18 protein-coding genes are annotated in these 24,390 nt (G+C 71.8%); 8 read left to right on the top strand and 10 right to left on the bottom strand.

Going from position 1 to position 24,390, the window contains the following annotated elements:
- Window positions 1-29: 29 nt before the first annotated feature.
- On the top strand, window positions 30-1,100 hold the full coding sequence (tsaD, locus tag ACE1OA_RS01560; protein WP_386542381.1) for a tRNA (adenosine(37)-N6)-threonylcarbamoyltransferase complex transferase subunit TsaD: 1,071 nt from the start codon (window positions 30-32) through the stop codon (window positions 1,098-1,100).
- Between the two features lie 127 nt (window positions 1,101-1,227).
- Here tsaD and ACE1OA_RS01555 read toward each other — a convergent pair whose 3' ends face one another.
- The 6 genes from ACE1OA_RS01555 to ACE1OA_RS01530 all read right to left on the bottom strand — a co-directional run bounded on the left by ACE1OA_RS01555 (window position 1,228) and on the right by ACE1OA_RS01530 (window position 8,549).
- Window positions 1,228-2,013 (bottom strand): sulfite exporter TauE/SafE family protein, encoded by a 786-nt coding sequence (locus ACE1OA_RS01555; protein ID WP_384871065.1) that lies wholly within the window; start codon window positions 2,011-2,013, stop codon window positions 1,228-1,230.
- 191 nt (window positions 2,014-2,204) lie between these two features.
- Window positions 2,205-3,191 carry a methylmalonyl Co-A mutase-associated GTPase MeaB gene (gene meaB / locus ACE1OA_RS01550; protein ID WP_356609437.1) on the bottom strand — a complete coding sequence of 329 codons (987 nt, stop codon included), beginning with the start codon at window positions 3,189-3,191 and terminating at the stop codon, window positions 2,205-2,207.
- Window positions 3,192-3,195: 4 nt separating this feature from the next.
- Window positions 3,196-5,370: a methylmalonyl-CoA mutase gene (scpA, locus tag ACE1OA_RS01545; protein ID WP_356609439.1), complete on the bottom strand. Its 2,175-nt coding sequence runs from the start codon at window positions 5,368-5,370 to the stop codon at window positions 3,196-3,198.
- Window positions 5,370-7,187, bottom strand: coding sequence for a methylmalonyl-CoA mutase subunit beta (locus ACE1OA_RS01540; protein ID WP_361316067.1), 1,818 nt, complete (start codon window positions 7,185-7,187; stop codon window positions 5,370-5,372). The genes scpA and ACE1OA_RS01540 overlap by 1 nt, the downstream gene beginning before the upstream one ends.
- 142 nt (window positions 7,188-7,329) lie before the next feature.
- A complete protein-coding gene (locus ACE1OA_RS01535; RefSeq protein ID WP_432752077.1) occupies window positions 7,330-7,887 on the bottom strand; it encodes a GNAT family N-acetyltransferase in 558 nt (185 codons plus the stop codon).
- Between the two features lie 317 nt (window positions 7,888-8,204).
- On the bottom strand, window positions 8,205-8,549 hold the full coding sequence (locus tag ACE1OA_RS01530) for a hypothetical protein (RefSeq protein ID WP_432752076.1): 345 nt from the start codon (window positions 8,547-8,549) through the stop codon (window positions 8,205-8,207).
- 63 nt (window positions 8,550-8,612) lie between these two features.
- On the opposite strand from ACE1OA_RS01530, the gene ACE1OA_RS01525 reads away from it, so the two are divergent.
- From ACE1OA_RS01525 to ACE1OA_RS01515, 3 genes are all read left to right on the top strand, one after another.
- Window positions 8,613-8,990 carry a VOC family protein gene (locus tag ACE1OA_RS01525; RefSeq protein WP_356779820.1) on the top strand — a complete coding sequence of 126 codons (378 nt, stop codon included), beginning with the start codon at window positions 8,613-8,615 and terminating at the stop codon, window positions 8,988-8,990.
- 301 nt (window positions 8,991-9,291) lie between these two features.
- Window positions 9,292-10,404, top strand: coding sequence for an ABC transporter substrate-binding protein (locus ACE1OA_RS01520; RefSeq protein WP_356609449.1), 1,113 nt, complete (start codon window positions 9,292-9,294; stop codon window positions 10,402-10,404).
- Between the two features lie 242 nt (window positions 10,405-10,646).
- Window positions 10,647-11,330, top strand: coding sequence for an HNH endonuclease family protein (locus tag ACE1OA_RS01515; RefSeq protein WP_384871209.1), 684 nt, complete (start codon window positions 10,647-10,649; stop codon window positions 11,328-11,330).
- An 88-nt stretch (window positions 11,331-11,418) separates the two neighbouring features.
- Here the strand turns inward: ACE1OA_RS01515 and ACE1OA_RS01510 are convergent, their stop codons facing one another.
- A complete protein-coding gene (locus ACE1OA_RS01510) occupies window positions 11,419-14,181 on the bottom strand; it encodes a tetratricopeptide repeat protein (RefSeq protein WP_432752075.1) in 2,763 nt (920 codons plus the stop codon).
- A gap of 194 nt (window positions 14,182-14,375) precedes the next feature.
- Window positions 14,376-14,801 carry an ATP-binding protein gene (locus ACE1OA_RS01505; RefSeq protein WP_356609461.1) on the bottom strand — a complete coding sequence of 142 codons (426 nt, stop codon included), beginning with the start codon at window positions 14,799-14,801 and terminating at the stop codon, window positions 14,376-14,378.
- 217 nt (window positions 14,802-15,018) lie between these two features.
- Between ACE1OA_RS01505 and ACE1OA_RS01500 the strand changes: the two genes are divergently transcribed.
- The gene (locus ACE1OA_RS01500) at window positions 15,019-15,444 is read left to right on the top strand and encodes a DUF3592 domain-containing protein (RefSeq protein ID WP_384871055.1); all 426 of its coding nucleotides are present in this window, start codon (window positions 15,019-15,021) and stop codon (window positions 15,442-15,444) included.
- Window positions 15,445-15,538: 94 nt separating this feature from the next.
- Here the strand turns inward: ACE1OA_RS01500 and ACE1OA_RS01495 are convergent, their stop codons facing one another.
- Together ACE1OA_RS01495 and ACE1OA_RS01490 are read right to left on the bottom strand one after the other, a co-directional pair.
- On the bottom strand, window positions 15,539-16,375 hold the full coding sequence (locus ACE1OA_RS01495; RefSeq protein WP_384871053.1) for a hypothetical protein: 837 nt from the start codon (window positions 16,373-16,375) through the stop codon (window positions 15,539-15,541).
- 168 nt (window positions 16,376-16,543) lie between these two features.
- A complete protein-coding gene (locus ACE1OA_RS01490; protein ID WP_384871051.1) occupies window positions 16,544-18,307 on the bottom strand; it encodes a D-alanyl-D-alanine carboxypeptidase family protein in 1,764 nt (587 codons plus the stop codon).
- A gap of 1,010 nt (window positions 18,308-19,317) precedes the next feature.
- Here ACE1OA_RS01490 and ACE1OA_RS01485 point away from each other — a divergent pair.
- The 3 genes from ACE1OA_RS01485 (at window position 19,318) to ACE1OA_RS01475 (ending at window position 24,293) form a co-directional block, all read left to right on the top strand.
- Complete coding sequence (locus tag ACE1OA_RS01485; RefSeq protein WP_361316095.1) at window positions 19,318-20,442, top strand: phospholipase D-like domain-containing protein; 1,125 nt, start codon at window positions 19,318-19,320, stop codon at window positions 20,440-20,442.
- A 912-nt stretch (window positions 20,443-21,354) separates the two neighbouring features.
- Window positions 21,355-24,093, top strand: coding sequence for a class IV lanthionine synthetase LanL (lanL, locus tag ACE1OA_RS01480; RefSeq protein WP_432752074.1), 2,739 nt, complete (start codon window positions 21,355-21,357; stop codon window positions 24,091-24,093).
- 44 nt (window positions 24,094-24,137) lie between these two features.
- Window positions 24,138-24,293, top strand: coding sequence for a VenA family class IV lanthipeptide (locus ACE1OA_RS01475; RefSeq protein ID WP_187282522.1), 156 nt, complete (start codon window positions 24,138-24,140; stop codon window positions 24,291-24,293).
- The last annotated feature ends 97 nt before the right edge of the window (window positions 24,294-24,390 follow it).

Here is a 24,390-nt window from a genome sequence, read left to right as displayed (position 1 = left end):
TTGCAGACTATTGGCAAGAGGAGTGGGTCATGGGTGGACCGGTGGTGCTCGGGATCGAGTCGTCGTGCGACGAGACCGGCGTGGGGATCGTGCGGGACGGCGAACTGCTGGCGCACGTCGTGGCGTCGAGCATGGACGAGCACGCGCGGTTCGGCGGTGTGGTCCCCGAGATCGCCGCACGCGCCCACCTGCACTCGTTCAACCCCGTCGTCCGGCAGGCCCTCGACCAGGCCGGAATGGGACTCGGCCGGATCGACGCCGTCGCCGTCACCACCGGACCCGGTCTCTCCGGAGCCCTTCAGGTCGGGCTCGCCGGCGCCAAGTCCCTCGCCTACGCGGCCGGTGTGCCCCTGTACGGCGTCCACCACCTCGCCGGCCACGTCGCCGCCGACATCCTGGAACACGGGCCGCTGCCCACCCCGTGCGTCGTGCTGATCGTCTCCGGCGGCCACACGTCCCTGCTGCTCGTCCGGGATCTGGTCCGCGAGCCGATCGTGCATCTCGGGGACACCCTCGACGACGCGGCCGGAGAGTGCTTCGACAAGGTGGCCCGCATCCTCGGACTGCCCTATCCCGGCGGGCCGGCGATCGACCGGGCGGCACGCCAGGGAGACCCGCGCGCGGTCGTCTTCCCCCGCCCGCTCACGCGCCCCGGCGACGACCCGTACGCCTTCTCCTTCTCCGGACTCAAGACGGCGGCCGCGCGCTGGGTCGAAGGTCACCGGCTGCGCGGCGAGGAGCCGTCCGTGGCCGACGGGGCGGCCGCGCTCCAGGAGGCCGTCGCGGACGTGCTGACCCGCAAGGCCCTCGGAGCCTGCGAGGCGTACGGCGTACGGACGCTGATCGTGGTCGGCGGTGTGGCCGCGAACTCGCGCGTCCGCGCGCTGGCCGAAGAGCGATGCGCGCAGAACGGGATCGAGCTCCGGGTCCCGCCGATGACGCTGTGCACGGACAACGGGGCCATGATCGCCGCCGTCGGCGACCTCCTCGTACGCTCCGGGGCCGAGCCCGCGCCGCTGAACGTGTCCGTCGACCCGTCGGCGCCGCTGGAGTACGCCTCCCTCACCCCGGTCCCGGCTCCCTCGCCCCAGGCCGCCTGAGGTCCGCGGCCGCCCGGCAGGTCTCCGTGCGGTCACCCTCCCGTATGTCGACGATGTGCGGGCGGCGGACGCGGACACCGGCCCGGGGGACGGGGATTCGGCGGGTGCCAGGCAGGCGCGGCGTCGCTCAGCCGAGGCCCTGCACGGCGTAGAGCGCGCCCAGCGCCGTGGCGAGCGTGCCGAGCAGGAGGCGCAGGGCCCGATCCGGCAGGCGCGGCTGGAGCCGGGCGCCCAGGTACCCGCCGACGAGCCCGCCCACCCCGCACGCCGCTCCCAGCCACCAGTCCGGCGCGACGTCGCCGGTGCTCGCGAGCGACAGCAGCGCGAACGCGACGGCGCCGACGACCGACGTGGCGAACGTGGTCACCAGTGCGGCCGGCGCCACCAGCACCATCGGCATGCCGCGGGCGGCGAGCACGGGGCCGAGCAGGGAGCCGCCGCCGATGCCGTAGAGCCCGCCGATCACCCCCACGGCGAGGGCGAGCGCGGTGAGCGCCCCGGGCGAGGGTTCCCGCGCCTCGGCCGGCCGGTCGCGGCCAGGGGCCAGGGCGCGGAGGCACAGCCACAGACCCAGCGGCAGCATCAGAACGGCGATCAGTACCCGGAAGACCTCCGGGCCCGGGAGGACATAGACGCGCAGGGCGGCGCCCGCGACCACGCCGGGCAGCGTGCCGGCGACCAGACGCCGGGCCAGGCCGCTGCGCAGTGCCCCGTCGCGGCGGTAGCGCCACAGTGCGCCGGGCCCCGCCACCACGTTGAACAGCAGGTTCGTCGGGGTGATCGCCGGGTTCGGCACGCCGAGGACGCTCAGCTGGACCGGGAGCAGGAACACCGCGCCCGACACCCCGACGGGTGCGGTCACCAGCGCGATCAGCAGACCGGCGACCAGGCCCGCCCCCACCGTCCAGTCCACCCTGCTCCCCGCTCCTCGCCGATCCGGTGAGTATCGCCGACGACCGGCCGACGCGACGGCGCGGCAACACGAAGTTCACGGGCAGCCCGCAGCTCCCCGCCGAGCCGTCGCGCGCCCGCCGCGGTCCGCCCCGCCGCGGTCCGTCCGCACCGCGCGGCCGCCGCCCCGCGGCGGGAGGACCCGCGTACGCCTCAGCCCTTCCCGTCCCCGAGCGCGCCCAGGATGCGCTCCGCCGCCCGGGTCGCGGTCAACTCGCCCGCCCGGACCTGCCGTTCGACCTCCGGGGTGAGCGCCCGTACGGCCGGGTCGGCGTGCAGCCGCGCGAGCAGTTCGTCGCGCACCATCGTCCAGGCCCAGTCGACCTGCTGGTCGCGGCGCCGGGCGTCCAGACGGCCGGCCGCGTCGAGGAGCGTGCGGTGCTTCTCCAGTCGCCCCCACACCTCGTCCAGGCCGGTCGACTCGCGGGCGCTGCAGCTGAGGACCGGCGGTGTCCAGACCGCCTCGCGGCCGTGCATCAGCCGTAGCGCGCCGGCGAGTTCGCGGGCGGCGGCGCGGGCGTCGGCCGCGTGCGGGCCGTCCGCCTTGTTGACCGCCACGACGTCGGCGAGTTCCAGGACGCCCTTCTTGATGCCCTGGAGCTGGTCGCCCGTGCGGGCCAGGGTCAGCAGCAGGAAGGAGTCGACCATGTTGGCGACAGCCGTCTCCGACTGGCCGACGCCGACCGTCTCCACCAGGACCACGTCGTAGCCGGCGGCCTCCATCACCACGATCGACTCGCGGGTCGCCTTGGCGACCCCGCCGAGCGTGCCGGCACTGGGGGAGGGGCGGACGAAGGCCGACGGGTCCACCGCCAAGCGCTCCATCCGCGTCTTGTCGCCGAGGATCGAGCCGCCCGTACGGGTGGACGACGGGTCGACGGCGAGCACCGCCACCCGGTGCCCGAGGCCCGTCAGCATGGTGCCGAAGGCGTCGATGAAAGTCGACTTGCCCACCCCGGGCACGCCGCTGATCCCGATCCGCCGCGCCCGGCCGCTGTGCGGCAGCAGCCGGGTCAACAGCTCCTGGGCCAGGGCCCGGTGGTCGGGCCGGGTGGACTCGACGAGGGTGATGGCGCGCGCCACGAGGGCGCGCTTCCCGTCCCGTACACCCTTCTCGTAGGTGTCGATGTCGATGGCCATGGGGTCAGAGATCGTGCCCGAGGTCGGCGCCGAGCCGGCGCACCAGGTCCGCGGCCGCGTCCGGGATGACGGTGCCGGGCGGGAAGACCGCGGCGGCGCCCATCTCCAGGAGGGTGGGCACGTCCTGGGGCGGGATGACACCGCCGACCACGATCATGATGTCCTCCCGGCCCTCCGCGGCGAGCTCGTCCCGCAGCGCGGGGACGAGCGTGAGGTGGCCGGCCGCCAGCGACGAGACGCCCACGATGTGCACGTCCGCCTCGACGGCCTGCCGGGCCACCTCGGCCGGGGTCTGGAACAGCGGGCCGACGTCGACGTCGAAGCCCAGGTCGGCGAAGGCGGTCGCGATCACCTTCTGGCCACGGTCGTGGCCGTCCTGGCCCATCTTCGCGACCAGGATGCGGGGGCGCCGGCCCTCGGCCTCCTCGAAGGAGTCCACCAGCGCGCGGGTGGAGTCCACGGACGGGGACTCGCCGGCTTCGTTGCGGTACACGCCGGAGATCGTACGGATCTGGCCCGCGTGCCGCCCGTACACCTTCTCCAGGGCGTCCGAGATCTCGCCGACGGTGGCCTTCGCCCGGGCCGCCCGCACGGCCAGCTCCAGAAGGTTGCCTTCACCGCCCGCCGCCCGGGTGAGGTCCTCCAGCGCGTCCTGGCAGGCCCGCTCGTCCCGCTCCGCGCGCAGCCGCCGCAGCTTCTCGATCTGCTGCGCGCGGACGGAGGAGTTGTCGACCTTCAGCACGTCGATCTGCTCGTCGCCGTCCACACGGTACTTGTTCACACCGATGACCGGCTGACGGCCGGAGTCGATCCGGGCCTGTGTGCGGGCCGCGGCCTCCTCGACGCGCAGCTTCGGGATGCCCGCGTCGATGGCCTGCGCCATGCCGCCGGCCGCCTCGACCTCCTGGATGTGCTGCCAGGCCCGGCGCGCCAGGTCGTAGGTCAGACGCTCCACGTAGGCGCTGCCGCCCCAGGGGTCGATGACCCGGGTGGTGCCCGACTCCTGCTGGATGAGGAGCTGCGTGTTGCGGGCGATGCGGGCCGAGAAGTCCGTCGGCAGCGCGAGCGCCTCGTCGAGGGCGTTGGTGTGCAGCGACTGGGTGTGGCCCTGGGTGGCCGCCATCGCCTCCACGCACGTCCGCGTCACGTTGTTGAAGACGTCCTGCGCGGTCAGCGACCAGCCCGAGGTCTGCGAATGGGTGCGCAGCGACAACGACTTGGAGTTCTTCGGGTCGAACTCCCGGACCAGCTTCGCCCACAGCAGGCGGGCCGCACGCAGCTTGGCGACCTCCATGAAGAAGTTCATGCCGATCGCCCAGAAGAACGACAGGCGCGGCGCGAACGCGTCCACGTCCAGACCCGCCTCGCGTCCGGCCCGGATGTACTCGACCCCGTCCGCGAGCGTGTACGCCAGCTCCAGGTCGGCCGTCGCGCCCGCCTCCTGGATGTGGTAGCCCGAGATGGAGATGGAGTTGTAGCGCGGCATGTGCTGCGAGGTGAAGGCGAAGATGTCGGAGATGATCCGCATCGACGGCTTCGGCGGGTAGATGTAGGTGTTGCGGACCATGAACTCCTTGAGGATGTCGTTCTGGATGGTCCCGGCGAGCTTGTCGGGGGAGACGCCCTGCTCCTCCGCAGCCACGATGTAGAGGGCGAGGACGGGCAGCACGGCGCCGTTCATCGTCATCGACACCGACATCTTGTCCAGCGGGATGCCGTCGAAGAGCTGGCGCATGTCGTAGATCGAGTCGATCGCCACGCCGGCCATGCCGACGTCGCCGGTCACGCGCGGGTGGTCGCTGTCGTAGCCGCGGTGCGTCGGCAGGTCGAAGGCGACCGACAGGCCCTTCTGGCCGGCGGCCAGATTGCGCCGGTAGAAGGCGTTGGACTCCTCGGCGGTCGAGAAGCCGGCGTACTGGCGGATGGTCCACGGCTGGTTGACGTACATCGTCGGGTACGGGCCGCGCAGGTACGGCGCCACGCCCGGGTACGTACCCAGGAAGTCGACGTCCTCCAGGTCACGGCCGGTGTACAGCGGCTTGACCGCGATGCCCTCGGGCGTCTCCCAGAGCAGGTCGTCCCCGCCGGAAGCTCGCTTGACGGCGGCGCGCCACTCCTCGGCACTGCCGGCCGGAGAGGGGGATCCGAGGTCGATCCCGGTGAAGTCGGGGATTCCCATCAGGACACTCCCATGCGGTCGAGGGTGGCGGAGAGGACGGCGATCGCGTCGCATCCCGCGAAGACGTAGCTGTCGACGCCGGCGTACGAGCCGGGCCGGCCGGCGAGGGTCACGTGCCGGGCGCCGGCGGCGAGCAGGGCCGCCGCCTCGGTCTCGGCCCGCTCCTCGTACAGGGCGTCGCTGGAGCAGAGGCAGACCTCCGTGGCGCCGCTCTCCTCGAAGGACCCGTCGGTGACGGGCTCGATGCCACCCGCCTGGTAGAGGTTGGCGGCGAACGTCAGCCGGGCCGTGTGCGCGGCGGCCGGACCGAGGGCCACCAGGTGGACGCGCGGCCGGGAGCCGGTCGCGGCCAGGTGGGCGTCGGAGCGGGCGCGCAGCGCCTCGTAGGCCTCGTCGCGCCGGACGCGGGGCAGGCCGCCGTCCGGCTCGGCGGGTGCGGGCTCGCGCACCACCGGCTTCTCCGCCAGGTGCGGGAACTCGCTGACGCCGGTGACCGGTTCGCGGCGCTTGGCCAGCGCCTTGGAACGCTCGGCCCAGTTCGCGGCGAGCCGCTCCTTCAGCGTGCCCGAGCGCAGGGCAGCCGCCTGGCCGCCCGTCCGCTCGATCTCCTGGAAGAAGTCCCAGGCGGCCTGGGCGAGTTCGTCGGTCAGGGCTTCCACGTACCAGGAGCCGCCGGCCGGGTCGATCACCCGCGCCAGGTGGGACTCCTCGATGAGGATGCTCGAGGTGTTGCGGGCGACGCGGCGCGCGAAGGCGTCCGGCAGGCCCAGCGCGTGGTCGAAGGGGAGGACGGTCACCGACTCGGCGCCGCCCACTCCGGCCGCGAGGGTCGCGACCGTCGTCCGCAGCATGTTCACCCACGGGTCGCGCGCGGACATCATGACCGGCGAGGTCACCGCGTGCTGGAGCTGGGCGCCCGCCGCGGGCGATCCGCACGCCTCCGCCACACGGGCCCACAGCCGGCGCGCGGCCCGCAGCTTGGCGATGGTGAGGAACTGGTCGCCGGTGGCCGCGTAGCGGAACTCCAGCTGCCCCAGCGCCTGCTCGATCGTGAGGCCGCCGTTGGTGAGGGCCCGCAGGTAGGCGACGCCGGTGGCGAGCGAGCTGCCCAGCTCCTGCGCCGCCGAACCGCCGGCCTCGTGGTACGGCAGGGCGTCCACGGTCAGGGCGCGCAGCCCCGGGTACGACTCGGCGCTCAGCCGCGCGAGCGCGACCGTGGCGGCGAACCCGTCACCGTCGTAGGCGGAGCCGGTGCGGGCCTCCGTGCCGAGCGGGTCGGCGCCCAGGTTGCCGCGCGCCGCCTCGGGGGCGACACCGCGGCTCGTGTAGAGGCCGAGCAGTTCCTGCGCCGCGGCCGCCGTCTCGGCACCGGCGTCCAGGACCATCGGGGCCAGGTCGAGGTAGACGCCCCGGAGCGCCCGGTCCAGCTCCGTCACCGGAATGCCGGCCGGACCCACGGACAGCCACAGTGACGTGACGCCGTTCTCCAGGTCCGTGAGGACGGCCTCGGGATCGGCGGCCCGGTGGCGCTGGCGCACGTCCCAGCCGCCGGCGGTGTTGCCCTCGGCCCGCCCGCCTCGGACGAACGGGGCGAAACCGGGTAGGCCGGCGTCGGCGGCGGGGCTGTCCGCGGTGTAGAGCGGACGGGCCCGCAGGCCGTCCTCCAGCGCCGTGGACAGCGCCTCCTCGGCTTCGGTATCGGGGACGTCCTTGCCCGACCTGCTCAGTACGCCCGCCACGAGGCGCTGCCACTGCGCATGGGTCGCTGCGGGGAAGTCGGCGGCCAGCACGAGGCCGTCCTCAGGCAGCACAGTCATGTCCGGATGCTAGGCCAGGTGCACAAAGGAGCAGCAGGGTGATCAGCTGTGACCTTGACCTCTCCGGGACGCTCTTGATCGCGAACCGCCTCCCGTGCTGGTCGCCCGATCCGCCGCGCGAAAGACGGCACGGCGGCGCACCTCAGCAGCCCGTCACGGGCTTCCCGGCGAGCGAGGGGTGACGCGGCCCGAGGAACAGCGCGCGTGACGGGCTCGCTCCCGGAACGGGGAACACGGTCTGCCGCCAGCCCCGGTGACGGAAGAAGGCCAGCGCCGCGCCGTCCCGGTGATCGGGCGCCACCCAGACCCGGTCGTCGAGCGCCGGCACCGTCAGCGTGTCCAGGATCCGCGTGGCGACGCCGCGGCCCCGGGCCGCCGGGGCGACCACCAGGTCGGACACGTGCACGGCTCCGGCCAGCCACTCCTGCGCGCGGTGGTCCCCCGGCAGCAGGTCGCCGGCATACGGCACCGGGGTGCGGGTGGCCGTCCCGAACCCGCACAGCAGGCTGTCCGCCCGCGCCGTCACCGCCAGGAAGCCGGGTGTCCGCGCCTCCTCGGTGATCCGGGCCCGCAACTCCCGGGCGTGCCGGTCGTCCTGCTCGGGCACCCGTCCGGGCGCGGCGAGCCGGCGCAGGTGGTCGAACTCGTCCACGAGACGGAGCGCCGCCTCGCCGGGGTAGACCACGGTGGTGATGTCCATGAACCGCGTCCTTCTGTCGTGGGGGTCGGTCGACGTCGCGCACCGGCCGGGTCCCGGCCTCGTGCCTCGGGAGGCGCGCCGGGCCGCCCGGAAGGACGGGACGCCGGGGCCGGGTCATCCGCGCCCGGGCCTGCGCCGCGGGGCGGCCGGGCGCTCAGGCGCGGCTGTCGAGGAAGCCGATGACGACGGCGGTCCGCCGACCCGGCCGGGAGGTGACCGCGAGGGTGCCGCCGCGCGTCACGGCGTCGGGCCGGGGCCGGTGCGGCGCCCGGTGATTCGGTGAACGGCTCCGGGTCTTGACCCCGGTCACCGCGCGATCAGCCCGCCTCCAGCGCCTCGGTCCGCTGCTCCAGCTCCGCCGCGATCCCGTCCCAGTCCGGACCGTGCAGCCACAGGTTGCGGGCAGCCTCCCGTATCAGCACCGGATCCTCCGGCCGCTGCAGGAGCGCCAGCCGATAGGCCAGGTTCCGCACCCAGACCGGTAGGTGACCGTCCACGAGGTGCGGGCAGAGCTCACGCACCATGGCGAGGAGGGAATCCGCGTCGGCGAAGGTCAGCTCCTCGACGAAGTGGTGCTCCCGGTGTTCGAGGCCGCATTCCGGGGTGGGACCGTACTCGTCCCCGTACAGACACCGGGCGTACTGGGTGAGGGTGCTGTGCATGCCGGAAGCGTACGACGATCCGGCGCCGCCCCACCCCGCTGCCGTCTCCGTACACTGGCCCGCATGGCATGCCGAATCAGCGAGTTGGTCATCGATGCCGCCGATCCCGAGCGGCTCGCCGTGTTCTGGAGCGAGGTCCTCGGCTACGTCGAACTGGGCAGAGAGGACGACGGAAGCATCGAGATCGGGCCGCCCGGCGACGGGACCGGCCTGCCCACCCTCGTCCTGAGCCCCAGCAGCGCCCCCCGGGTCGGGAAGCTTCCCCTCCACATCGACGTCAACGCCACCGATCGGGACCAGGACGCCGAGCTGGAGCGGTTGCTCGCACTCGGCGCCAAGCCCGCCGACGTGGGCCAGACCGGTGACGAGAGCTGGTACGTCCTGGCCGACCCGGAAGGCAACGAGTTCTGCCTCCTGCGTTCCCGGCTGCGGCCCCTGTAGCCGCGCGCCGCCCGCGCGGCCGGGGGACGAGCCGGGGCCGGGGCGGGGACCCGCGGCACCGGCCCGGCCGATCGCGAGGCCGGCCCCGGAACCGCTGCGGTGTCAAAGGGCCTGTGAGGCAAGGCAGTTCGGCGAACGAGTAAAGGGGTTGCCGATAGGCGAGGACGGTGGATGCAATGTCCCCCGTGATCGTCCGGGTGTGCGCCCGCAACGGTCGGCCGGAACGAACGCGTACGAACCGACCCCGCCACCCCGCCACCCGGGCACCGCGACCGAATCGCCACATGGGAGACGCCGACGCATGAACACGCCGACATCGACGCCCGGCAGGGAGCACACGGACAGGCCCTCCGTCCTGATCGGCGTTCTCGTCCCGCTGTCCCGGCCCGGCTGGGCCGAGGCGGGCAGGCACGTGCTCGCCGGACTCGAACTGGCCGTTCGCGACGCCAACGACGCCGGCGGGATCGGCGGAAGACCCTTGGAGCTGCTGGTCCGGGACACCGCGGCCGACCCGCAGAAGGCAGCGGCGGCCGTGGACGAGTTGGCGGAACTCGGCGTGGTCGCCCTGGCGGGGGAGTACCACAGCGTCGTGGCTCGCGCCGCCGCCGCCCGGGCCGACGCCCTCGGCCTGCCGTTCCTCTGCTCGTCGGCCGTGCTCGACGCGCTCACCGACCGGCCGACGGAACGGGTGGCGCGCCTCGCGCCGGCGCAGTCCCACGGCTGGCGGATCTACGCGGACTTCCTCCTCGGCGCGGGCCACACGCGCCTCGCCGTGGCGGCCCAGCCGAGTGTCTACTGGGCCTCCGGCACCCGCGTCCTGCGCGACCACCTCGCTCCGCACGGCGGCACCGTCGTCGAACTCGACATGGGCTCGCTCACCGCCGCCGACGTCTGCGACGCCCTCGTCGACGCGCGTGCGACGGCCCTCCTCCTCCTCGTCGGCCACCCGGACCCGGCCGTGCCGATCGTCCGGGCCGTCCGCAGCGACCCACGCCTCACCGACCTCCTGGTCGGCGCTCCGGCCGGGCAGCCGGAGTTCACCGAATGGGCTGACCTGCTCGGCGACGACGGCACCGCGATCCCCTTCCTGCGCTACCTGCCCGAACGCCTCGGCCCACTCGGCGCACGCGTCGGGAAGACGCTGAGCGAGCAGCTGCCCGAAGCGCCCTCCTTCGTCGCCTTCGAGGGCTACGACACGGTGACCGTCCTCGCCGCCGCGCTGCGCTCCCACGGCACGGACCGCTCGGGCATCGCCGCATCCTGGCCCCACCTCGCCGTCGAAGGCACCCGCGGCCCGATCCGGTTCTCCCGCCCGCCGGGCATCGACGTCTGGCAGTGGGCCTGGCCACCCGTCCAGGTCGTCGACCGCGACCCGCGGCAACCCGATCGCTTCCGGATCCTCCACACCGGCTGAGTGAGCACGGAGGACCGGGCGGCCGAGGTTCGCGGATCTCGGCAGCCCGGGACTCCTCGTCCACCCTTGCTCCACGGTGCCGCCGGGTTCAGCGCCTCCGGTTCCGTCAGGTCCCGGCCCCGAGAGCAGGCTCCGGGCAGCGCCCGGCTGGAACGGTTCTCCGGTGAAGGCGCTCCTCCGGATGGCCGACCGGCCGCCCGGGCGCTCCACGACGGGGAGCAGGGCGCGGTATGCCTGAAGCCATGATCAAGAACATGGCTCACGGCGTCGTCGCCCTCGCTCTCGCCCTGCCCCCGCTCGCCGCGCCTTCCCCCGCCTTCGGGATCCCCGCCCCCGAGCCCGCGGCGGAGGTGATGAAACTGTCCCTCGCCCTGGACCGGCTCCCGATCGCGGAGGAGTCCCGCGCGGGCTACACCCGCGACCGGTTCACCTACTGGAACACCGGCATGGACCCGGCCGACGGCTGCGACACCCGGGCGGAGGTCCTGCTGGCCGAGGCGACCGAGGCGCCGCCTGTGGCCGCGGGGTGCGAGCTCGGTGAGGGGGAGTGGCTGTCGTACTACGACGGCCAGGAGGTCACCGGCCCCGAGTTGCTCGTCGTCGACCACCTGGTTCCCCTGGCCGAGGCATGGGATTCCGGCGCGTACGCCTGGACGGCGTCACGCAGGGACGCGTACGCGAACGACCAGGGCGCGGGCGCGAGCCTGGTCGCCGTCACGGCGCGCGTGCAGCGGTCGAAGGCGGACCGCGACCCGCGCGCCTGGATGCCGCCGTCGCCGGACGCGACGTGCCGTTACGTCGCCGAGTGGACCGGTACGAAGCTCCGCTGGGGCCTGAGCGCGGACCAGGCCGAGGCCGACGCGCTGAACGTGTACGCCCAGGGCCCGTGCCAGAACGCCGTCGTCCACTACACCCCGGTTCCGTAGCGGCCCGGGGCCATTCGTCCGGCGACGAGGGGTGGTGCTCTCTGTCAGGAGGAGAAGCAGTCCGTCGTCGCCCGTGCGCCGGGGCGCGCTATCCCTGCAGGTGGCCCAGTCGGTGCGACAGCGCCCGGTGGTAGCCATCGACACGGTCGCGCTCCATCGAGGTGCCGAGGATGAGTTCATCGAGGAACCGGACGGCGTCATCCGTGACGTCCGAGCTCGGCTCCTCCAGGATGAACCGCTGGAAGGCGATGCGTGATTGCCCCGGGCTTCCGGTGATGAGGGACGCCAAGAAGACGGCGAGCAGGTCGTACGCGTCTCCGAGGTCGCCATGCTGCTCGGCCAGCGAACGCCAAGTGTCGGAGGCGGCACTGAGCCCTTCGGTCGTGCTGGTGAGGATCGCCTCGTTCAGGAGGTACTCCGCCTTGTCCGGATCGATGGTGAGGGCACGTTCGAAGTCCGAGCGTGCTTGGCCATGCCGACCCGTTCTTCGGTGCACATGACCTCGATTCACGATGGCCCACCCGTATCCGGGGTCGAGCTCGATGGCGTGGTCGAGGTCGGTGAGGGCCCGGTCGTCATGGCCGGCCAGCCGATGCGCGACTCCCCGATTGGCGATGGCCCACGGGTAGTCGGGATCGACATTGGTGGCGTGGCTGCTGTTCCACATCAGATCGTGGCGGCCTGACAACTGGTGCACATCGCCTCGGTAGGTGGCGCCCCAAGCGTCATCGGGGTCGAGTGCGATGGCGTGGTCGAGGTCGGTGATGGCCTGGTGGTAGCGGCCGGCCAGGCGATGTACTTCGCCCCTGTTGGCGAGGGCCCATGCGTAGTCGGGGTTGAGTGCGATGGCGTGGTCGAGGTCGGTGATCGCCTGGTGGTAGCGGCCGGCCAGCCGGTGCGCCAGCCCCCGGTGCGCAAAGGCCCATGCGTCGTCGGGCCGGAGTTCGATGGCGCGGCCGAAGTCGACGACAGCCTCCTCGTAGTGGCGGTCCAGGCGGTGTGCCACGCCGCGTCGGGTGAACGCCCATGCGTCGTCCGGTCGGAGTTCGATGGCGCGGCCGAAGTCGACGACAGCCTCTTCGAAACGTCTCAGCCAGGTGAGCGCGGTGCCTCGGTCGGAGTGGATCGCCGCGATCGCGGGGTCGAGGGTGTGTGCCGCGTCGAAGTCGCAGAGAGCATCCGCATGGCGAGCGGCGCGAATGTACTGCCGGCCCCGCAGTTGGTGGGCGCGGGCCCGTGCCGTGGGCCCCAGTGAATCAGTGGTGATGAGTGCGGTGAGGGTGCTGGTGATGGGGTCCCGGCCGAGGGCGGATTCGAGGCGTCGGCCCCAGGTGGTGAGTGATTCGGAGGCGCAGTCCTCGCCGGCTCGAGAGAGTAGGTTCACCCACTGCCGCACCACCGGCAGGCCTTCGGCGCATGCTTCGACCAACTCTTCGAGTGTGCTTCCGAGGAAGTGCGGGGAGGCGCACAGGCGGTGGTAGGTCTCGTTCAGACGGTGTTCCCGCCAGTCGCTGTTCGTCCACCTGCGGCCGGGATCGAGTGTGCGTTCGACGTGAGAGCGCCAACGGGCATGGGCCTCGGCGAGGTGGGTATGGCCTTCGGACCAGTCGTGCGGAGACCGGGTGCGCTGGAAACGGAGCATGCTGGTGCGTACGACGTCGTGATAGCGGCAGCGGCCGCCCTGTCCGGAGACGAACGGGAGCCCGCGCAGCCACGCGTACTCAGTCGCGACTTCCTGCGGCGCAATGGTGCGGTAGACATCCTCGTTGACATGGAGGGGCAGGGCGCATGCCAGGATGGCAGCTCGCCGATGTGGGTCGCTCACCCAGTGGAGGAAGCGGTCGACTGCGGTTTCCGAGGCGTCTTCCAGGCCGTCCGCGCTTGCCGGACGCACGCGTGCGAGGGTGTCGAGCAGCACGGGCAGACGTCCGGACATGTGCAGGATCGACGCCACCAGAGCCTCGTCCGTCACGCCTCGGGCCGTGAGCAGCGTGCGGGCTTCCGCCTCGGTGAAGGCCTCCAACTCGATGTCGACGACCAGGTCGCGGTACTCGGACCACTCGCGTGCGACGGGGGCGGCCTGACCGGATATGACCACGATGACGTTCACCGGAAGGTCACCGTGGCTGTCGCTCAGCACGAAGCTGCGCAGCCAGGCATCCAGAAAGGGTTCGGTGCGTTCCCAGGTGTCGAAGAAGAGCACGATCCAGGGGTGGTCTTCGGCCGCCTCCGCCAGATCTCGCACGAAGACAGGGGTGAGGACGCGCAGGGGATGCAGAACGAGTTCGACATCCTGGTGATTGCGCAGCCGGCTGCTGATCGCGGCTCGCAGCCGGTCCGTGCCGCGCGCCAGAGCCTCCGGGTCCAGCCCCGCCGAGACGGGACCGATGAGGGGAGCCAAGCTCAGGGCGCCTATCCCCAGGTGAGCGGCTGTTCGACTCGACGCGGACGCGGAGCCGTTCTCGGATGCCCCTGCCGGGCCTGCAAGGGATGCGTCGGCTTCGTGACGGTGCTTGCGGTAGCGCTCGGTGGCAGCGTCGAACTTCCCCAATACCTGGCCCTGCCGCGCCAACTGGGCGCTGATGGCCTCCATCGCTTCCACGGGGCCGTTGACGTCTTCGTCGACCACTGCAGTGAGCGCACCAACGCCTCGTGCGGTCCCCTCCCAATGGCGCACGAGCGACGACTTGCCCACCCCGGCTACCCCATGCACATGGAAGAGATAGTGTGCCTCCCCGGCATTGCGGCACAGGTTCGCATAGAAGGACTGGCGCTCCGTATGGCGGCCGATGAATCCGTCACGCCTGCGCGCTCGGTTCAGCTCCTGCCGTGACTGCCGACGCTCACCCATGCGCCACCCCCAGGATCAGGTTGCCTCACTCAAGAGGGGTGGGGAAGCCCCCGAAGGTGTCGGCTGGATCGGCATGGTCGCCTCCGCCGTCCACGGCATCGCCCTGACGGTCACGGCCCTCTTCTCCTGGCGTCGCACACGTCCCGCTTGCCGGGTGACCGCCGACACCGAGCGATCGTCCGTGGCGCGTACGTTCACGCCGGGCGGGCGCGCGGAGCGGGCGGTTGGAAGCATGCGGTGACGTCCTTGCCACGGGGACAGCGGCGGGCCTGCCAGTCGTCGGCAAGGGCGTCGATCAGCAGCATCCCGCGCCCGCCGAGGGCCTTGTCGTCCGCGTTTCGCTGCTCCGGCAGCTCCATGGACGAGTCGTGGACGGTCACGTGCAGGCATTCCTCGTCCCAGGTGAGGATGAGTTGCGCGGCACTGTGGGCGTGGACGTGCGCGTTGGTGACCATCTCGGACACGGTCAGCACGACCGAGTCCACCAGGTCCGGTTCCGTGCGCGCCCAGCCGAGGGTCGTGAGGTGCTCGCGCGTCCAGTCCCGTGCCGTCTTCACGCCGCTGCTGATCGGCAGCGAACGCGCCCACCCGACAGCTCTCAATGAAGGATCCTGTGCCATCGTCTCTCCTCCGGCCGACCGCTCTGTGCGTCTCGTCTGCCCGGCAGACGGCAGACAGAACGCGAGTCGAGGGCGGCGTTCTTCCGGGGCCTCGACGTCGTGCACGGGCTCCTCGCCCCGCGCACCTCACCAAGACGCTCCCGGCCAGTGAGGGCGAACACGTCACACCGGGCCCGTACGACGCAACCGACACCTCCACGTATGCGTCGCACCCCACATGGAACGTGAATGGCTCTTCTCGCTGATCCCGCTGTTCATCGGCGTGGTCTTCCTCTGCTTCGGCGTGTACGGACTCCGCAGGGCCGAGGCGCTGCGCCGGACCGGAGTCACCGCGCGGGGGTGGATCGTCCGCCATGACACCAGGCGCGACGACGAAGGCGCCACGTTCCACTACCCGGTCGCGACCTGGACGACGCGGGACGGCCGCACGTGCGAACACCCGTCCCGGTTCGGCCGCGGTCGGATCGCGGGCGGCTTCGGCGTGGGCGCGACGGTCACCGTCCGGTACGACCCGGAGGACCCTCGCCGCTTCGCGATCCAGGGCTGGGACACCGCGACGGTCGACCTGGTGTTCACCGTGGTGGGGGCGGTGTTGTCCGGAGGCACGGCGGTGGCCCTGCTCGTCCGGCTGCTCACCCTGTGACTGCCTGACTGCCTGACTGCCTGACTGCCTGACTGCCTGACTGCCTGACTGCCTGACTGCCTATCGGCGACCGGGGCGGGGGACAGCCCGACGGTCAGGGCCGTTCGTAGTACTGCAGCACTCCGCCCACGGAGAAGCACGCCGCGCCCAGGAGCGTGCCCCAGTTCGTGACGGCCACGCTGACCAGGGCACCGGTCGAGGGCCGGACGAAGGCGGTGACCGCCGAGGCCATGAAGAGGATCGAACCGAGCTGGTTCACCGCCACGATCCACCAGCCGAGGTCCCGCACGAGCAGCCGCGGCCGACCATGGCAGACCTCGACCAGCGCGAGGTGACCGGAGATCAGGAACAGTGCGCAGCCGACCATGTCGGGCGCCCAGATCAGCCGGTTCACCTGCTGCGTCGAGAGCCCGTGCAGCAAGGAGCCCACCAGGTTGATGCCGAACACGAGCGTGCCGGCGAACAGCACGAAGGTGCTGAGCCAGTCGATCCGAGCGGGTTCGTAGCTCCACCAGCGCCAGCGCCGCGTGGCCAGCCGACCCGTCCTGCTGTCCCGGTGGGGGGTGTTGATCGCCTGGAGCAGGGACGCGTAGCCGCCGGTGTTGAAGCACAGCCCGCCGCTGAAGTAGATCCACGCGCTGGTGATGTCGCCCGGGCCGAACTGCGCCAGCCCGGCACCCAGGGCGAAGAGCGCGCCGCCGACCGTGAACGCGGCCGCGGCGATGGTGTTCAACCGCCGTGCACGTGCGACGGACAGACTGTCCGCCGCCCTCGGAAGGGGCCCCGTGTCCCCCTCGGCGTGAACCGTCAGGCGGGCGCGCTTTCGCGCGAGTCGCGACTCCCAGACGGCGATGCCGCCGCCCTCGGGGCGCCAGGTGACGCGCGTCGTGAACGGGCCCGCTCCCTCGGAGTGCTCCCTCGTTTCGGCCACCCGCCGACTGTATCCCTTTGGTGGTGGAACGTAACGAATCACCGCTCTGTCCGGACTGGGTGAAGACGTCGAGCGCCGCCGTGCCCTCCGGACCCCTTCCGGGGGCCTGGCTGAGGGGACGATGATGCCGCCCGAGCCGGGCCCCCGTGTCGACGGCGCCCGGCGCTGTCAGCCGAGGCGGGTCAGACGGGTGCCGAAGGAGGGCTCCGCCAGGTTCTCGCCGAGTGCGACCGGTACGCTCCTGGCCCCGGGTCCCTCGCCCACGGTCAGTACGCCGACCTGGGTGCCGGCCGTGGCCGAGTGCGGAACGGGCGCAGCCGATCCGCCCTTCCCGGCGGCTCCGAGAACGAGTCGAAGACGCTGGCCGGGTGTCGCGACGACCTTGAGGTCCGCCGTCGCCACCAGGGGGGTGCGTCCGCCGAGCCCGTCGTCGACGTATCCGACCGTCCGGCCTCGGCGGACCACCGGCTCGGCGGTCAGTGCTCCACGGACCGACTCGATGACCTTCCGGCTGTTGGCCAGCACCAGAGCCAGGCTCCGGGTCGCGTTCGGGTCCGGTCCGTCCGCGCGCTGGTCCATGAGCGTTCCCAGGATCAGCGGAGTCTCGTCGCCGACGGACTTGTAACCGGCCCACATGAGTGCGCCGCCCGCCGGGGTGCTGGACCCCGTCTTGATGCCTCGGATGCTCAACTCGGGCGCGTTGAGGAGGGTGTTGTTGTTGATCAGCCGCTGGGACAGGTCCTTGATCTCGGCGTCGGGCAGCGAGACCACGGAGCGGAACACATCGTTCTTCATCACCGCCTCGGCGAGCTTGAGCTGGTCGACGGCGGTGCTCACGGTGCCCGCGTCCAGGCCACTGGGGTCGGTGTACCTGGTGTCGGTCATGCCGAGTTCTCGGGCGCCGGCGTTCATCCTCTCCACGAAGGCCGCTTCGCTGTCGCTGCCGGTGTCCCAACGCGCCAGCAGCCGGGCGGCATTGTTGCCCGAGGGGATCATCAGCATCTTCAGCATGTCCAGCTGGCTGTACGTGCTGCCCTCGGTGAGTCCCTCGATGCGGGACTCGTTCGCGGAAGTGCCTTCGGCGACGGCCTTGGCGTCGATGGTGATGGGGGGACCGGCCTCGCCCTTGCGCAGCGGGTGGTCCTTGAGCACCACGTACGCCGTCATCACCTTCGCGACACTGGCCGTCGGGACCGGCTTCTGAACGCCGAACGTGCTGATGGTCCCGGAGCCGGCGATGCGCACGGCCCCCTGCCCCTTCGCGGGCCACGGAATGTCGAGGCGCCCCTCCACGGTGTGCGTCCGTTCGGACGCGACGAGTCGTGGCTCGGGCAGCGGGCGCAGCATCTGCGCGCCGATGACGGCCCCGGCGAGGAGCAGCAGGAGAGGCGTCCACACCTTGAGGCGGCGCACCGAGGTGCGGCGAAGGGTCTCGGCCGGGGGAGGGGTGTTGGTCAGCTGGGCGAGGAGGTCGAGCGGGGCCGCGGCGGGATCCGCGGGGGTGGCGGGTGCGTCGGTGGGTGCCGGGAATTCGGTCGCTCCCGGTGCACCGGGAGCCACGGGCTCGGCTGAGACCGGGGAGGCGGCCGGTGGCGTCGCGGCAGTGGCGAGGTTCGCCGTGGGGGTGTCGAGATCATGCGGCGCGGCGAGCGTGCGGGTGCTCTGGTCATCGGTCTCGGACCGAGCCCACGAGGGCGTGGGCCGGCGCGGCCCGACCGGGCCCGGCTCGCCTGTCCGGGGCTCCTCGTCCCGTTCGGTGATCGGGGGAAGCTCGTCCAGGACGGCCGTCCCGCGTTCCGTGCGCAGGGCGGTCGTCGCGGGCTCCTCGTCCGGTCCGGACGTCGTCGTCCCTTCGTCCGCTGCGGCCGCCGGGGCTTCTTCGTCGGGGACGGGCTCCGAAGCATCTCCGTCCGGCGCTGCCGCGTCCGACACCCTCCGATCAGGCACGGCGACAGCGGCTTTCGCCTCCGCGCCCGGCGCGTGATCTGCCGCCTCTTCCGACGCACCCGTGGCCGATCCTGCGGCAGGGGCTTCGGGGGACGGGTCTTCCGCGGGCGCCTCCGGGACGGCGCCGTCCGGTGTCTCGTGCTCGTCCTCGGTCTGCGAGGCCGGTCCGGACGTCTCCTCCGCACCGGTGCGTGCGTCCGCGTCGTCGTCTCCCGTCGGGTCGTCCTCCCCTGTCGCGCCGTGGGCCGCCGACGCATCGCCGGGCTCGGCCGCAGCCCCCGGCTCAGTGGAGTCGGCACCTTCCGGCGATCCGGCGGGTTCGGCCGACGCCTCCGGCTCCAAGGCTTCGGCGTTCTCGCGGGCCGGCGCCTCTTCCGCCGTCCGGTCGTCCGGTGTGAGCGCCCTACCGTCGTCCGCAGCCGTCGCCGCTGCCGGCTCCTTCTCGGGTTCCGGAGTCTCCGCGTCTCCACCCGTCACCGCTACCGTCGTCATCCCTGCCCAGCCTTGCTCGCCGATACATTCCGCCGGGGCCGGGGCCCCGCCACATCCCGAGACGGCTACCGAGTCGGTGATGTTCCATAGAACAGATCTTGTGACAGTCCGGTCATACAGCACGCGCGACACGGCCACCGCAGGTCATCTTCGGGCGGTTTCGACAGGGCTCTCAGCGGCCGGGAGCTCTCGGGGGCGTCCGGCAGGCGGAACACCCGCAGACCCGCATCGCCCAGGTGCTCCACGAGGGGGCACGAGTGGGGCGCGGGACGGGCCTCCCGGTACGTGCCCACCGAGAGGCCCACTTGCCCACGTCCCCCCGCCGCACGAACGGGCCCACGTCCCCCCCCGCCGTACGAACGGGCCCACGTCCCCCCGCCGCACGAACGGGCCCGCGTCCGGCGTCTTCGGGGACCCTCCGTTCCTGGTCAAGGACGGCTCATGGCAGGCTCATGCCACCATTCAGCCGAGGAGGAGTCATACGCCAGCGTTTCTGGGCGACCGTGTCGGTCGCCCTCGCTCTCGTGTTCTCGGGCATCGCCCCCGCCGCCGCGGAGGACGTGCCCCCCGTTGTCACCGGTGCCGTCTTCAACAACCCGAAGGGGACGGCGGCCGAGCAGAACGCCGTGAAGAACCACATCATCGCGGCGATCGACAACACCCAAGGGGGGCGCACCCTGCGGGCGGCCCTGTACGTCATGCAGGACCAGGACTTCACCGATGCCCTCGTCGCCGCGCACGGGCGCGGCGTGAACGTGCGTGTGGTCCTCGACCACAAGTCCGTCGAAGCGCCCACCCCGGCGCCCGCGCAGAACCTGATCGCCGCCCTGGGGACCGACAAGTCCCAGGGCTCCTGGGTGCAGGTGTGCAGCGCGGGCGGCGCCTGCATCGCGGCCGGTGGCACCAACCCCATCAACCACAACAAGTTCTTCACCTTCTCCCGCGTCGGCAGCGCGGGAGTCGCCGAGGACGTGGTCATCCAGAGCTCCGCCAACCAGACGGTGTCGGCCACCACCCGGCAGTGGAACAACGCGTACACCGTGGTCGGCAACACCGCCCTCTACACGGCGTACACCGACTACTTCAACGATCTCGCCGCCATGAGCAAGACGAGTGACTACTACCGGACCGGCGAAGCCGGTGACGCGAAGTACTACTTCTTCCCGCAGCAGAGCGGCGACGTCGTCCTCGGGTTTCTGAACAACGTCTCCTGCACCGGGAACACGACGGTCGGCACGACCTCCCACAAGACCATCGTGCGGATCTCGGCGTGGGCCCTGCACCGGGACGAGATCGCGACCAAGCTGCGTTCGCTGGCCGACCAGGACTGCTGGATCGAGATCGTCTACAAGGACTCCAACGACCTCGCGACCCTGCAGGGCCACGCACGAATCAAGCCGTACCATCTCGACGCCGGCGGCTACTTCGTCCACTCCAAGTACCTGCTCGTCGAGGGCAATTACGCGGGCCATCCGGATACGAAGTGGACCTTCACGGGCTCGCACAACCTGGACCTCTCCTCCCTTCGGGAGAACGACGAGGCGCTGATCCGCCTCGCCGGCGCGACGGCGCACGACGCCTACAAGGCGAACTTCCTCGCCATGCGTGCCGAGGCCGTCCTGCAGTGACCGGTCGCTCGGTGTCGTCCGGCGTACCGGACGGCACCGAGCCACCCCAGGTGCCCCGCCCTCCTCGCCGGTGACAGGCACCCGCTCCGTGGCCGGCAGCATCAGGAAGGCCCCCTCTCGCGTAGGGGGCGTGGCGTCGGCTCCGAAAGCGCGCGGCCCTTTTGCCGGGTCGACAAATGGGCATCGCGTGTCGCTGCCGTATCGGCAGCCTCAGAGGTCTTTATTCGTGGCCGAACCCGTGACGTGCGAATTCGCCACGTGACTCAAATTCGAGCGACCGTGCGCCGTTTGTCGCCACGAAATGTGCGGGCGTCCGCGGCCGAGTGGCCGAAATGCACTGCCTTGCTGTTTCCGGAAATGACCCATCGCCGACTGGGGTTATGGCGAAATCGAACTCTTCACCGGATGCCCGGGTGGGAGGGGGCTGGGCGGCGGCAGTTCGCGCCGATGGCGTTCGTCGCGCCGAAGCCGTTGCCCGTGCTCGAAATGGGTGGACCGACCGACCGTCCGACAACGGGGGGCCGGCCGATGGCGAAGGCGGGTCTGCGCTCGTCGCCGTCGAGCGCAACGAGCCTGGTGGGAGAGGTGGGGGCCCGGGGTCGGCGTGGCGCCCCGGAGTGGCACCACGGCTTCGCTGAATCGCCATCACCGGGACCTGCGGGATGCGTGACGAATCAATTCAGGCCGTTTGTCATTCCCGGGCAAGGGGCGGCTGTTCCATCGAACAGATGGATTATTCGTTGGCCCCGGCGGCACAAGTGCGCCTCTCTTTGCGCCGGACTGCGCCATCCATTGCCGCTACAACACCGTGCGCTCGCTGAATCAAATGACTTCTGCCAGGCACGCGTTGTACTTTTCTTCTCACCGAAGGCATTTTCCAACCAGCGGTTCCCGCCGTTGAGAGGGACACGCATGACGAGTCACGTGACCGAAGTCGACCTCGAAAGTCTGCTCCGCCGGGCGCTACAGGCCACAGGTACGGGCACGCGTTGGACGACCGACGCGGACGAGATGTGGTGCCGCCTCACCCGCCGGTCCGGTGTACGACGCCGACAGGGCTGGAAGCTGCACGTGTCCGCGACGGCCGCCTCCGCGCCGGCGGTCCTCGCGCAGGCTCTGGACGTGCTGCTGCGCGAGGAGTCGGCATTCAAGTTCGTCCGGTCGCTCGAGCAGGTGAGCGCGCTCAACTCCCGTGCCACGCCACGGGGGAGTTCGGGCAAGTTCATCACCGTCTACCCGACCACCGACGACGACGCGGCCCGAATAGCGCTGGAGCTGCACAAGGCCACGGCAGGCCTGGCCGGTCCACGGATCCTGTCCGACCAGCCCTACGCTCCGCAGAGCCTGGTGCACTACCGCTACGGCGCGTTCGTCGGCCGGCGGCGGCTGTCGGATCATGGCCTGCTGGTGTGGTTCATCGAGGACCCCGACGGCAATCCCGTGGAGGACAAGCGCACCGGCCAGTACTGTCCGCCGTCCTGGGCGGTGTGTCCCTTCCCTGCCTCGGTGCCGCTTCCGCCACGTCAGGAGAAGGCGGCGAGCAGCCCGGTGATGCTCGGCGGCCGGTTCTCGGTCCGGGAGGCGATCCGGCACACGAACAAGGGTGGTGTGTACCGGGGCACGGACGTCACCACGGGCGCACCCGTGGTGATCAAGGAGGCCCGGCCGCATGTGGAGGGCGACGCGTCGGGTTCCGACGTCCGTGACTGGTTGCGGGCCGAGGCCAGGGCCTTGGAGAGGCTCAAGGGCACGGGGCTCGCACCGGAGCCGCTCGCGATGTTCGACATGGGCGGGCATCTGTTCCTCGCCCAGGAGGAAGTGCCGGGTGTGCCCTTGCGTACCTGGGTCGCCGAGCGCTTCCGCGACGTAGGGGGCGAACGCTACCGTGCCGAAGCGCTCGCCCAGATCGGACGCCTGGTGGACCTGGTCGAGGCGGCCCACGCCCACGGCTGTGTGCTGAGGGACTTCACGCCCGGCAACGTCATGGTCCGCCCCGACGGCGAACTGCGCCTGATCGACCTGGAGCTTGCCGTCCTTGAGGACGACGCCCCCCTCCCGACGCGGGTGGGGACCCCCGGTTTCAGCGCCCCCGAGCGCCTGGTGGACGCCCCTGTCTCCCCGACGGCCGACTACTACAGCCTGGGCGCCACCGTGTGCTTCGTGCTCGGCGGGAAGGTACCGAACCTGCTGCCCGAGGGGCCGGTCACCAGACCTGCGGAGCAGCGGTTCGCCGAGTGGCTGGGCGCCTGCGCCGGAACGCTGCGCCCGCCGGACGGCCTGCCGGAGACGATCCTCGGTCTGATGAGGGACGATCCCGCCGAGCGCTGGGACCCGGCCCGGGCGCGCGAGGCGCTGAGCGGGGCGGACCTGGCCCAGCCCGAGTGTCCCGCCGCGAGGCCGGCGGGGACGGGCGAAGCCCCTCCGGGGAGGGACGCGGCGCGCTCGGCCTACCCCGCGGCCGGACCGGCGCGGACAGCCGAACCGTGCGACGCGACACAGGCCGCGATCGACGGGATGGTGAACCATCTCGTCGATTCGATGACTCCGGCCGACGACCGGTGGCTGTGGCCGGTGTCCACCCTGGCGGGGGAGACCGACCCCTGCACCGTGCAACAGGGCGCGGCAGGTGTGCTGGCGGTCCTGACACGGTACTTCGAGCTCACCGGGGACCCGCGCCTGCCGGAGCTGATCTCCGCCGCGGGCCACTGGATCGCCGCGCGCACCGACACGCGTTCCATCCGGCCGGGTCTGCACTTCGGAGGCCGCGGAATCGCCTGGGCGCTGTACGACGCCGGACGCGCCATCGCCGACCGGACACTGAAGGACCACGCGTCGGCCCTCGCGGTGGCCCCTTCCGAGCCGACGTCGAGCCACGACATCACCCACGGCTCCGCGGGCAGTGGACTGGCCGCCGCCCATCTGTGGCACCGTACCGGTGACCCGCGCCTGGCCGAGCTGGTCGTCGACGCGGCCGACCGGCTGGCCGCCGCCGCGCGGCCGGAGCCGTCGGGCGTGAGCTGGCCCGTCCCGGCAGAAGCCGTGTCCGAGGAGGCCGGCAAACGCTATCTCGGCTTCGCGCACGGAACGTCCGGCATCGGCTGCTTCCTCCTCACCGCTGCGGCCATCTCCCGGCGACCGGAGCACCTGGACCTGGCCGTGGCGGCGGGGGAGCGGCTGGTGGCCGACGCCGTGATGGTCGGGCAGGCGGCCCAGTGGCCGGCCCAGGCCACGGACGTGCCGACGGCCCCGTACTGGTGCCACGGTTCGGCGGGCATCGGCTCCTTCCTGGTCCGCCTCTGGCAGCGGACGGGGGACGAGCGGTTCGTCGATCTCGCCCGCGGCGCCACGCACGCCGTCGTGGAGCGCGCCTCCCGCGCCGCCCTGGCCCAGTGTCACGGACTGGCGGGCAACGGTGACTTCCTCCTCGACATGGCCGACGCCACCGGGGACCTCGCCTACCGCGCCATGGCGGATGACCTGGCCCGCCTCATCGTCTCCGAACGTGCCCACCGCGACCGCCACGTCGTCTTCCCCAACGAGTACGGGGACGTCTCGACGAGCTGGAGCGACGGGTCCGCGGGAATCCTGGCGTTCCTCCTGCGGACCCGCCACACGGACTCCCGGCACTGGATGGTCCAGCAGCCGGGCTGAGCGACGGGAACCCCTGTCGCCACCTCGAAGAGAAGGAGAATGTCATGGAGAACCAGGCTCTCGAGCTGCTGGCCCACCTGCACGCCCTTCCGGAGACCGACCCGGTCGGCGTCGACGGAGCGCCATTCGCGGCGACGTGCGAGTGCGTCGGCCTGCTGACGCTGCTCAACACCGTCTGTGTGGGCATCAGCTGCGCCTGACCGAGATCCTCCGGCCGGTGGCCGCCTTCGGGCGGCCGCCGGCCGGAGCGAAGGCCGCTGCGGCCGGCGGCATGCGTACGACACCCCGTGAAGGAGG

This window comes from Streptomyces sp. JL2001 (genome assembly GCF_050917515.1).
In the GTDB taxonomy this organism is placed as follows: domain Bacteria; phylum Actinomycetota; class Actinomycetes; order Streptomycetales; family Streptomycetaceae; genus Streptomyces.
The sequence above is the reverse complement of the archived record's forward strand: the minus strand, read 5'-3'. Positions and strand labels throughout refer to the sequence as shown.

What these genes read in the sequence shown, in the direction of transcription:
- ACE1OA_RS01540 (WP_361316067.1), bottom strand. Translation starts at nt 7,187, where the DNA reads ATGACTGTGCTGCCTGAGGACGGCCTCGTGCTGGCCGCCGACTTCCCC.
- ACE1OA_RS01505 (WP_356609461.1), bottom strand. Translation starts at nt 14,801, where the DNA reads ATGGCACAGGATCCTTCATTGAGAGCTGTCGGGTGGGCGCGTTCGCTG.
- ACE1OA_RS01515 (WP_384871209.1), top strand. Translation starts at nt 10,647, where the DNA reads ATGATCAAGAACATGGCTCACGGCGTCGTCGCCCTCGCTCTCGCCCTG.
- ACE1OA_RS01475 (WP_187282522.1), top strand. Translation starts at nt 24,138, where the DNA reads ATGGAGAACCAGGCTCTCGAGCTGCTGGCCCACCTGCACGCCCTTCCG.
- ACE1OA_RS01530 (WP_432752076.1), bottom strand. Translation starts at nt 8,549, where the DNA reads ATGCACAGCACCCTCACCCAGTACGCCCGGTGTCTGTACGGGGACGAG.
- ACE1OA_RS01510 (WP_432752075.1), bottom strand. Translation starts at nt 14,181, where the DNA reads ATGGGTGAGCGTCGGCAGTCACGGCAGGAGCTGAACCGAGCGCGCAGG.
- lanL (WP_432752074.1), top strand. Translation starts at nt 21,355, where the DNA reads ATGACGAGTCACGTGACCGAAGTCGACCTCGAAAGTCTGCTCCGCCGG.
- ACE1OA_RS01535 (WP_432752077.1), bottom strand. Translation starts at nt 7,887, where the DNA reads ATGGACATCACCACCGTGGTCTACCCCGGCGAGGCGGCGCTCCGTCTC.
- meaB (WP_356609437.1), bottom strand. Translation starts at nt 3,191, where the DNA reads ATGGCCATCGACATCGACACCTACGAGAAGGGTGTACGGGACGGGAAG.
- tsaD (WP_386542381.1), top strand. Translation starts at nt 30, where the DNA reads ATGGGTGGACCGGTGGTGCTCGGGATCGAGTCGTCGTGCGACGAGACC.
- ACE1OA_RS01500 (WP_384871055.1), top strand. Translation starts at nt 15,019, where the DNA reads ATGGAACGTGAATGGCTCTTCTCGCTGATCCCGCTGTTCATCGGCGTG.
- ACE1OA_RS01520 (WP_356609449.1), top strand. Translation starts at nt 9,292, where the DNA reads ATGAACACGCCGACATCGACGCCCGGCAGGGAGCACACGGACAGGCCC.
- scpA (WP_356609439.1), bottom strand. Translation starts at nt 5,370, where the DNA reads ATGGGAATCCCCGACTTCACCGGGATCGACCTCGGATCCCCCTCTCCG.
- ACE1OA_RS01525 (WP_356779820.1), top strand. Translation starts at nt 8,613, where the DNA reads ATGGCATGCCGAATCAGCGAGTTGGTCATCGATGCCGCCGATCCCGAG.